This is a genomic window from Deinococcus aerolatus (assembly GCF_014647055.1).
GTDB classification, from domain to species: Bacteria; Deinococcota; Deinococci; order Deinococcales; family Deinococcaceae; genus Deinococcus; species Deinococcus aerolatus.
The window spans coordinates 152,877-161,445 of the sequence record NZ_BMOL01000009.1 but is presented as its reverse complement, the minus strand read 5'-3'; the positions used below and the strand labels follow the sequence as shown (position 1 = coordinate 161,445).

Sequence of the window (8,569 nt, the reverse complement as noted above, 5' to 3'; positions counted from 1 at the left end):
AGGCGCTGGGTGGTCGAGCGTTCCCTGGCGTGGTTATCACGCTTTCGTCGCCTGGGACGAGATTTGGGACGCCTTTCTTCCACTCTTATCGGCTTTCATTTCGTCGCCGATTGCGTTCTCATGTTGGCGAAAATCAGGCCCTTTCTTGGGTAGGGTTCTTGGCAGCCTCTAGGCCTGTGCGAAAGACGGTGGCCTCCTCTCCCACGTTGAGGGGGAGAGGAGGCCAGCTTTTCAATGCCCTGGTGTTACTGCTGCCCAGCCCAGAAAGCGTCCAGCGTTGCCTTCACTTCCGGCATCTTCTCGAACTGGGGCAGGCCGTCCGTTCCCTCGATGCGCACCGCCTGCACGCCGCTCTGCTGGGTGAACTGTGGCAGGCGCTCAAAGCTGACGAAGCCGTCCTGGTCGTACAGAACAATCACGGGAATGGTCAGCTTGCTGTACAGCTCGGCGTAGGCGTCGTGGGTGAACAGCTGCCCGCTGATGAAGTACACCGGGGCGTACTTCGCGCCCGGCTGGCGGCTGGTCTCCATGCCGTAGTCCACCAGTCCGCTGTCCACCGGCCCCCGGAACGAGCGGCTCAGGAAGTACTCGATGCTGGGGCGGATGCGCAGGGCGGCGTACAGCGGGGTACTGACCGCGTTCAGGCGGTTATAGAGCTTCCTGCCGCCGTCTTCCGCGTTGGCCTCCTGCGTGCCGCCGCGCGGCGCTCCGAGGCCACTGGGGCTGATCAGCGCAAGGCTGCGGATACGCGGCTCGCCCAGGGCGGCGCGGGCGGTGAACTCGCTGCCCAGGCTCAGGCCCACCACGTCCACGTCCGTGCCGACCCGTTGCACCAGGGCGGTCAGGGAGCGGGTCATGAGTTCCCTGGTGTATTGCGTGTCCGGCCGCGCGCTGCTGCCAAAGCCGGGCCACTCCAGCGCGTAGACCGGGCGGGTGCCCACATAGGCGTCCCACACCGGCTTCATCTCGTAGGCGCTGGCGGCGGCGTTCACGCTGGGGGTCAGCACCAGTGGGCGGCCCTCGCCTCGCGTGTCCTCGTAGTACGCCACCTGGCCGAAGCCGGGCAGGTCAAGGTACTTGCGCTCCCCCCCCACGGCGGGCCGCAGATCGGTGGTGGCCTTCGCATCCGGCACGGGCACGGTGGTGGCGGTGGGGGCACAGGCGGCCAGACCCACGGCCAGGGCTCCGGCCAGCAGGATCAGGGCGACAGTCTTGCGCGAGACGTTCATCTCTCTATCGTGCCGCGTGCGGCCGGGTATTGGCTCTTGCTGGCGGTGCTGTTCTCTTCATGCTGGCCTCTTGAAGTTCGCCGCACGGGTCGGCGGCGGCTAAACTACGGCCCAATGCGTCCTGATCTGCTGTCCCGCGTGCTGTCGCTGCTGCCCGAATCCGGGACCCGCCCCGAATACCAGCAGTATTACGACATGCTGCGCGACTATCCCCGGCGCGGCGGCAAGGGCATTCGCAGCGAACTGCTGCTGGCCAGCGCCCGCGCCCACGGCGTGACCGTGGACACCCCGCAGTGGGAGGCGGCGCTGTGGCTGGCCGCCGCGCTGGAACTATTCCAGAACTGGGTGCTGATCCACGACGACATCGAGGACGACTCGGAGGAGCGGCGCGGCAAACCGGCCCTGCACCGCCTGCACGGCGTGCCACTGGCGATCAACGCGGGTGACGCCCTGCACGCCTACATGTGGGCTGCCGTCCACCGTGCGGCCGTGCCTAACACCATGCCCGAGTTCCTGAACATGATCCACCACACCGCACAGGGCCAGCACCTGGACCTGTGCTGGGTGGAGGACCGCCGCTGGGATCTGGTGGAGGAGGATTACCTGGAGATGGTTCGCCAGAAGACCGCGTACTACACGGTGGTCATTCCGCTGCGGCTGGGGGCGCTGGCGGCGGGCGTCACGCCCTCTGGGCAGTTCACCCCGGCGGGGCTGGCGCTGGGCGCGGCCTTTCAGATCCGCGACGACGTGCTGAATCTGGCGGGCGACGCGGTCAAGTACGGCAAGGAAATCGGCGGCGACCTGCTGGAGGGCAAGCGCACCCTGATCGTGCTGCACTGGCTCAGAACCGCGCCTGCGCCCCAGCGTCAGGCCTTCCTGACACAGATGGGCCTGAACCGTCCCGACAAGGACCCCCAGACGATTGCCGACATCCACCGCGGGCTGTTGGACAGCGGCAGCGTGACCTACGCCCAGGCCTACGCGCACGCCCAGGCTGAGGAGGGTCTGGCGCTGCTGTCGGAGGCGTTTCGCGACGCGCCGGACCAGCAGGCGGCGGGCGAGCTGCTGGCCGCCATGCGTGAACTGGCCACGCGCGAGGCCTGAAAGGTAGAAAGATAAAGGCGGGTGCCTGGAGGAGGCACGTCGAGGATACCGGAAATCGTGGGCTGCGACGGCAGTTCTGGCTGTTCCCAGGATGGGGCGGCAAGGGCCTGAACGTCCAGCATTCATGGACCTCACCACCAACCTAACGCTCGTTAGGTAGACTGGGGCCATCTCAGGAGGTTCTTCCCATGACCCAGCCCAACAGCCACATTGCGCCGAACGAAACTGCCGAGCAGCACGCCGCCTTCGAGGCCCGGATCGAGCGGGGTGAGAAGATCGAGGCCGGCGACTGGATGCCTGCCGAGTACCGCCGTCAGTTGATCCGCATGATCTCGCAGCACGCGCACAGTGAAGTGGTGGGCATGTTGCCCGAGGGCGAGTGGATTGCCAGCGCCCCCACCCTGAAGCGCAAGACCATTCTGATGGCCAAGGTGCAGGACGAGGCCGGGCATGGGCAGTACCTCTACCACGCCGCCGAGACGCTGGGCGCCACCCGCGAGGGCATGATCGACGCCCTGCTGACGCGCCGCGCCAAGTACAGCAGCATCTTCAACTACCCCACCATGAGCTGGGCCGATGTGGGCATGATCGGCTGGCTGGTGGACGGCGCGGCCATCAAGAACCAGACCATGCTGGCGGGCGCCAGTTATGGCCCTTACAGCCGCGCGATGGTGCGCATCTGCTCCGAGGAAACGTTCCACCACAAGCAGGGCAAGGAAATGATTGTCGCCTACGCCCAGGGCACCCCCGCCCAGCGCGAGATGGCGCAGGACGCCCTGAACCGCTGGTGGTGGCCCGCCCTGATGATGCTGGGGCCGCATGATGCCGACAGCCCCAACACCGGCATCATGAGCAAGTGGGGCGTGAAGCTCAAGACCAACGACGAGGTGCGCCAGGAGTTCATCAACGAGCACGCCCCCGAACTGCTGGAAGCCGGCCTGACCATTCCTGACCCCGATCTGCACCAGGACGAGAAGGGCAATTGGAAGCATGGCCCGATCAACTGGGACGAGTTCTGGTCCGTCATCAAGGGCGAACGCGGGCTGGGCCAGGAACGCCTCGCCACCCGTCAGGCGGCCCACGACGACGGCGCCTGGGTGCGTGAGGCGCTGCAGGCCTACACCGACCGTCAGCGTGCCGTCGCGGCCGACTGACCAGCCCAGGACTGAACGAGCTAGGTCCTGGCCCCCTGCTCTTTCCTTGAAGCGGCTGCGCGGCCGCTTTTCATGGAGAGCGGCCGCGAAAGATGCCGCCAACTTGCACGTTCCCCAGCCCCGCCACGAGGAATCCCATGACCCAACCCCCATCCGAGCCGTCCTCGCACGACACCCAGTGGCCCCGCTGGGAAGTCTTCAAGCAGGACTCTGAAAAACGTCCGTACCAGAGTGTAGGCAGCGTTCACGCGGGCGATCCGGGCCACGCGTTGTTGACCGCCCGCAACGTGTTTGTGCGCCGCCCCGCCGCCGTCAACCTGTGGGCCGTGCGCGAGGACGACCTCCTGATTGCCACCCCCGAGGAGATCGCTGCCCATCCGGAAGTACTGGAGACGCCCGGCGAGGCCGACCGCTACCACGTGGGCGTCAAGAAGTCCCACAAACGCAGCATGACCTTCGTGGATCTGGTGGGCACGGTGCAGGCCACCGGCCCCGGCGACGCGCTGCGGCAGGCCAGCGAGGCCCATGCCGACGCGCTGGCCTGGCTGGTCTTTGCCGAAACTGCCATTGCCCGCACCGACGACGACGCGGAAACGGTTGAGAGCTGGTTTGCGCCTGCCAGGGACAAGACCTACAAGCAGCAGCAGTACTACGGCGTGATTGGCAAGCACGTGGGAGAGCTGAAGCGCGAGGGCCGGATGCCCCGCCGCGCCACCGAGGAGCCGCACGTGGCGGACCACAAGGTGTATGACCACCCGCACGACGCCGCGCCCGAACAGCTCAAGACACACGAGGTTCAGAAATGACCGCTCCTGCCACCACCCTGACCGAAACTCAGCAGGCGGCCCTGATTCGCAAGCTGACCGCCCTGGCCGACGACGAGATCATCCTGGCCCAGCGCGGCGGCGAGTGGACCGGCCACGCCCCGATTCTGGAAGAGGACATTGCCCTGGCGAACATCGCACAGGACGAGCTGGGGCACGCCGGGCTGTATCTGGAGCTGCGCCGCGCCCTGGACGGCACTGATCCAGACGCGCTGGCCTTTACCCGCAGCGCCGACGAGTACACGTCCGCCCGCTTCGTGGAACGGCCCAAGGGCGACTGGGCCTTCACCATGTTGCGCCAGTACCTGTACGACGCCTACGAGGCGCTGTGGTTGGACGCCGCCCGCCACAGCAGCTACGCGCCGCTGGCCGAGGTGGCAAGCAAGGCCTTCCGCGAGGAGCGTTTTCACCTACAGCACACCGCCCTGTGGGTGGAGCGGCTGGCACTGGGTACCCCTGAAAGCCTGCGGCGCACCCAGGACGCCCTGAACGCCCTGTGGCCGGATGTCGGTCAGTTGTTTCAGGCGGAAGAGGGCGAGGCTGAACTGACGGCGGCGGGCATTCTGCCTGACCTGGGCGCTGTGAAAGCCCGGTGGGATGGTCTGGTGGTCCCGCATCTGACCGTGCAGTGCGGCCTGGGCCTGCCGCCCGCCGGGGCCGAACAGCCTGGACGGGGGCACCACACCGAACACCTGGCGCCGCTGCTGGACGAGATGCAGCGCGTGTACCGTGCCCACCCCGACGCGCAGCTGTGGTAAGGGTCACCTGATCCACCGCCCCAAAGGAGTTCACATGACCGTCACCCGATCCCCGCTCACCACCCAGGCCATCTGGGCCGCGCTGGCCACCGTGCCGGACCCCGAAATTCCGGTGGTGTCTGTGACCGACATGGGCATGGTGCGTGACGTTCAGATTGGCGAGACTGGGGCAGTGACGGTCACGTTCACGCCTACCTTCAGTGGTTGCCCGGCGCTGCACGTCATCCGCGACAGCATTGGTCAGGCGGTGCGTGATCTGGGGGCCGCCGAGGTGGAGGTGAAAAGCACCCTAACGCCGCCCTGGTCGACCGACTGGATCAGGGAAGACGCCCGCGAACGCCTGCGCGAGTACGGTATCGCTCCGCCCGCCCCGGCCGAGGACGGCCTGATCCAGCTTCAGGCCGACGCCACCCGCTGCCCGCGCTGCGCCAGCTTCGACGTGCGCATGACCGGCAGTTTCGGCCCGACGTTGTGCAAGCGGCTGTACGTCTGCGACGCCTGCAAGGAGCCGTTCGAGGGCTTCAAGAGCGTGTGATTGCCAGCAGGAAAAAAGTGAACGCCCCGCAGACAGGAACACGGGGCGTTCACTTTTTTCCTGCTGGGTCAGGCCACGCCCCGGACCGCTCCGTCCAGCAGCGCCGCAAGCCGCTCCTGCGTGAAGGGGCGCTTGCCGTCCACCAAGCCGTGCTGCCCGGCGTGCAGATGCCAGTGCTTGCTGCCGCCCATCACGCGCAGGCTCACGGCCTTCAGATCAACGTGCCGGGGGCTGACCGCCGCTGCCAGCAGGGCCTGACCAGCGACGCCCACGCTGACACTCATGATGGTGGTGGGCAGATCGTAGGGGCGTTCCATGCGGTAGATGTAATCGGGGAAGTCGGCCACCTTCTCGAAGGTCAGGCCGCGTGCCGTCGCCTCCGCTTCCAGCCAGCCGAGCAACTCTATCCACTGCGAGTACAGCGCCGAATCGGGTGCGTGTGACATGTACGGGGCAGCATAGCGCAGGGGCTGCGGGCTGCGGCACTTCCCGGTACGCCATTCGGCGGATGCCTGCAAGGCGGGGGGTGAGATCAACTGGCCCGTTATGCGGCGCGTTATTGTGATCGGCACCACCGGAAGCGGCAAGACCACCCTGGCGCGGGCCATTGCCGCGCGGCTGGAAGTTCCCCACGGCGAGCAGGACGCCTGGAACCACCTGCCCGGCTGGCAGGAGGCGCCGCTCGGGCAGTTCCGCGCAGCAGTGGACGCCTTTACCGCGCCGTCCGGCTGGGTCATGGACGGCAATTACACCAAGGCCAGGGACATCGGCTGGGCGCGGGCCGACACCCTGGTGTGGCTGGACTATGCCGCACAGGTGGTGTTCTGGCGGGTGCTGACGCGCATGCTGCGGCGGGTGGTCGGCCGGCAGGAATTGTGGAACGGCAACCGCGAAACCCTGCGCGGCGCGGTACAGGCCGATGCGCCGCTGCGCTGGCTGTTCAGGACGCACTGGCAGCGGCGGCGGGAAACGCCGGGTCTGGCCGCCGGATATCCGCACCTCACCCTGATCCGGTTGCGCTCTCCGCGCGAGGCGGAGGGGTGGCTGAGAAGCCTCAGCCCTGCCGCAGAATCCGCCCGCCTGCCGCGTCCAGGGTAAGCTCGCCGCCCTCAAACACCTCGCCGCTCAGGGCGTCCCGCCAATCGCCCGCTGGAAGGGTCAGACGGACCGGGTGCGCCTCGCCGCGCCGACTGGCAATGACGGCGGCCCGCTCGGTGCGGCCGTCCCCGTGGGTGTACTCCCGCAGAAAGGCCACGGCGTCCGCTTCGGCGTGTAGGAAACGTAGTGAACCTTCTTGCAGCACGCGGGTCTCGCGGCGCAGGTGAATCAACGCCCGCACCCGGTCACGCAGCTTCATATCCCACTTTGCCTCATCCCAGGGCATCGGCTCGCGGCACCAGGGCATGTTGCCGGGCCTGCTCTGGGTCACGCCGACCTCGGAGCCGTAATAGGTGCAGGGCACCCCCACGTAACCCATCAGCAGCGTGTAGGCCGCCAGAAATCTGGTGCGGTCATTCCCGACGCGGTACAGCGCCCGCCCGATGTCGTGGGACTCCAGCAGGTTGAACATGCTCAGGGCCACCTGCGGCGGCAGCGCGTGGTAGGCGTCCCACAGGATGTCGGTCAGTTCGGCTCCGTCCAGGCGGCTGGGTTCGCCGAAGTACGTCGCGCCCGCGATCCACTGCACCACTGGCAGGCCGAAGCCGTGGTAGTTCATGCTGGCGTCTTCGCCCGTGCCGTCCAGCGCGTGTTCGGGGTCGTAGAAGCGTTCGCCGAACACGTAGGCGTCGGGCCGTTCCTCGCGGGCCGCCCGCTTGAGGGTGCGGTGCAGCGGCAGATTGTCCTCGTCGGTGCCGCCCGCGCCGATCATGTGGGCGACGTCCAGCCGCCAGCCGGAGGCCCCGCGCCGCAGCCAGTGGCGCACCACGCTCTGCTCGCCGTCCAGAAACTCCTGGGCGGCAATGGCGTTGCGGTAATCGATCTTGGGCAGCGTCGGCACGTCCATGAACGCGTGGTACGGCGTTTTGCCTTCCTCGTCGCGCCACGTGAACAGCGACCGCTGCGGCGCGGCCTCATCCTCCAGCGCGGCCCGGAACAGCGCGTTCTCGTTGCCTACATGGTTGAACACGCCGTCCAGCACAATCCGGACCTCTGCGGCGTCCGCCGCCGCCGCCAGTGCGTCCCAGGCCGCGTCGCCGCCCAGGTGCGGGTCGACGTGGCGGTAGTCGGTGATGTCGTAGCGGTGGTTGCTGGGCGACACGAAGATAGGCGTCAGCCACAGCGCGTTGATCCCCAGATCAGTCAGGTACGGCAGCGCCTGGGTGATGCCGCCCAGATCGCCGCCGTAGTGGGCGTGGATGTCACCCCAGGCGTCCACCGGATGATCCCAGGGCACCTGCTCCACCTCGCGCCCCGCGTAGATGTACTCGCCGGTCTGCACGTCGTTGGCAGGGTCGCCGTTGCGAAAGCGGTCCGGAAAAATCTGATAGAAGACGCACTTCCAGGCCCAGGCGGGGGCCACGTACCCGGCCAGGTACTGGAACCAGTTGCGAAAGCCCCGCCGGGTATGGTGCAGACCCAGCGCGGTCAGGTTCAGGTGGTCGTCGGGCAGGTTCAGCTGCCACGCGTAGCGCACCCGCACGTCATGAACCGGCAGTTCGGCCTCGAACCAGCGCCCCTCGCCCGCCATGCCGGTGACTTCGCGCGCCTCGGCCAGCTCGATCTCGCCCACACGCACAAATCTCAGGTGCACGGACTCGGCTGGCAGGGTGGTACGGATCCTGACCCGGACGGTTTCGCCACGGGCCGCGCCCAGTCTGTCGGTGTAGGCGGGGGTATGGTCGTGCTGGGCTGTATGCATCTCGTGTCCTCCAGAATGGGGGGCCGCGCGGCACGACCTCTCCCAGATGGTGCGGGAAGAGGTCGTGCCGCGCGTGCGGTCAAGCGTTGCCTGTGGGTTTCTGAA

General features: G+C 67.4%; 9 protein-coding genes and 1 pseudogene. 7 read left to right on the top strand and 3 right to left on the bottom strand.

From position 1 onward, the window contains the following. Positions 1 to 153, top strand: a pseudogene (locus IEY31_RS11090) (IS5/IS1182 family transposase); the annotation flags it as partial. Positions 154 to 245: 92 nt separating this feature from the next. Here IEY31_RS11090 and IEY31_RS11085 read toward each other — a convergent pair. After that, positions 246 to 1,229 carry an alpha/beta fold hydrolase gene (locus IEY31_RS11085; protein WP_188971894.1) on the bottom strand — a complete coding sequence of 328 codons (984 nt, stop codon included), beginning with the start codon at positions 1,227 to 1,229 and terminating at the stop codon, positions 246 to 248. Positions 1,230 to 1,343: 114 nt separating this feature from the next. Between IEY31_RS11085 and IEY31_RS11080 the strand changes: the two genes are divergently transcribed. From IEY31_RS11080 to paaD, 5 genes are all read left to right on the top strand, one after another. After that, positions 1,344 to 2,333: a polyprenyl synthetase family protein gene (locus tag IEY31_RS11080; protein WP_188971892.1), complete on the top strand. Its 990-nt coding sequence runs from the start codon at positions 1,344 to 1,346 to the stop codon at positions 2,331 to 2,333. Between the two features lie 188 nt (positions 2,334 to 2,521). Further along, positions 2,522 to 3,487: a 1,2-phenylacetyl-CoA epoxidase subunit PaaA gene (gene paaA / locus IEY31_RS11075; protein ID WP_188971890.1), complete on the top strand. Its 966-nt coding sequence runs from the start codon at positions 2,522 to 2,524 to the stop codon at positions 3,485 to 3,487. A 137-nt stretch (positions 3,488 to 3,624) separates the two neighbouring features. Beyond that, complete coding sequence (locus IEY31_RS11070) at positions 3,625 to 4,293, top strand: phenylacetic acid degradation protein (RefSeq protein WP_188971888.1); 669 nt, start codon at positions 3,625 to 3,627, stop codon at positions 4,291 to 4,293. Then, positions 4,290 to 5,069, top strand: a complete 780-nt coding sequence (gene paaC, locus IEY31_RS11065) for a 1,2-phenylacetyl-CoA epoxidase subunit PaaC (RefSeq protein ID WP_188971886.1) — start codon at positions 4,290 to 4,292, stop codon at positions 5,067 to 5,069. The genes IEY31_RS11070 and paaC overlap by 4 nt, the downstream gene beginning before the upstream one ends. Positions 5,070 to 5,103: 34 nt before the next feature. After that, positions 5,104 to 5,604: a 1,2-phenylacetyl-CoA epoxidase subunit PaaD gene (paaD, locus tag IEY31_RS11060; RefSeq protein ID WP_188971884.1), complete on the top strand. Its 501-nt coding sequence runs from the start codon at positions 5,104 to 5,106 to the stop codon at positions 5,602 to 5,604. A gap of 68 nt (positions 5,605 to 5,672) precedes the next feature. On the opposite strand, the gene IEY31_RS11055 is transcribed toward paaD, so the two are convergent. Then, entirely contained in the window at positions 5,673 to 6,050 is a 378-nt protein-coding gene (locus tag IEY31_RS11055) for an NADH-quinone oxidoreductase subunit 15 (protein WP_188971883.1), read from the bottom strand. 100 nt (positions 6,051 to 6,150) lie between these two features. Between IEY31_RS11055 and IEY31_RS11050 the strand changes: the two genes are divergently transcribed. Beyond that, positions 6,151 to 6,702, top strand: coding sequence for a P-loop NTPase family protein (locus IEY31_RS11050; protein ID WP_188971881.1), 552 nt, complete (start codon positions 6,151 to 6,153; stop codon positions 6,700 to 6,702). Here the strand turns inward: IEY31_RS11050 and IEY31_RS11045 are convergent. Then, on the bottom strand, positions 6,659 to 8,464 hold the full coding sequence (locus IEY31_RS11045) for an alpha-amylase family glycosyl hydrolase (protein ID WP_188971878.1): 1,806 nt from the start codon (positions 8,462 to 8,464) through the stop codon (positions 6,659 to 6,661). The two genes, IEY31_RS11050 and IEY31_RS11045, sit on opposite strands and share 44 nt — an antisense overlap. Positions 8,465 to 8,569 lie beyond the last annotated feature (105 nt).

Coding starts and splice junctions, on each gene's coding strand:
- IEY31_RS11085 (WP_188971894.1), bottom strand. CDS start 1,229: ATGAACGTCTCGCGCAAGACTGTCGCCCTGATCCTGCTGGCCGGAGCC.
- paaC (WP_188971886.1), top strand. CDS start 4,290: ATGACCGCTCCTGCCACCACCCTGACCGAAACTCAGCAGGCGGCCCTG.
- paaA (WP_188971890.1), top strand. CDS start 2,522: ATGACCCAGCCCAACAGCCACATTGCGCCGAACGAAACTGCCGAGCAG.
- paaD (WP_188971884.1), top strand. CDS start 5,104: ATGACCGTCACCCGATCCCCGCTCACCACCCAGGCCATCTGGGCCGCG.
- IEY31_RS11055 (WP_188971883.1), bottom strand. CDS start 6,050: ATGTCACACGCACCCGATTCGGCGCTGTACTCGCAGTGGATAGAGTTG.
- IEY31_RS11080 (WP_188971892.1), top strand. CDS start 1,344: ATGCGTCCTGATCTGCTGTCCCGCGTGCTGTCGCTGCTGCCCGAATCC.
- IEY31_RS11070 (WP_188971888.1), top strand. CDS start 3,625: ATGACCCAACCCCCATCCGAGCCGTCCTCGCACGACACCCAGTGGCCC.
- IEY31_RS11045 (WP_188971878.1), bottom strand. CDS start 8,464: ATGCATACAGCCCAGCACGACCATACCCCCGCCTACACCGACAGACTG.
- IEY31_RS11050 (WP_188971881.1), top strand. CDS start 6,151: ATGCGGCGCGTTATTGTGATCGGCACCACCGGAAGCGGCAAGACCACC.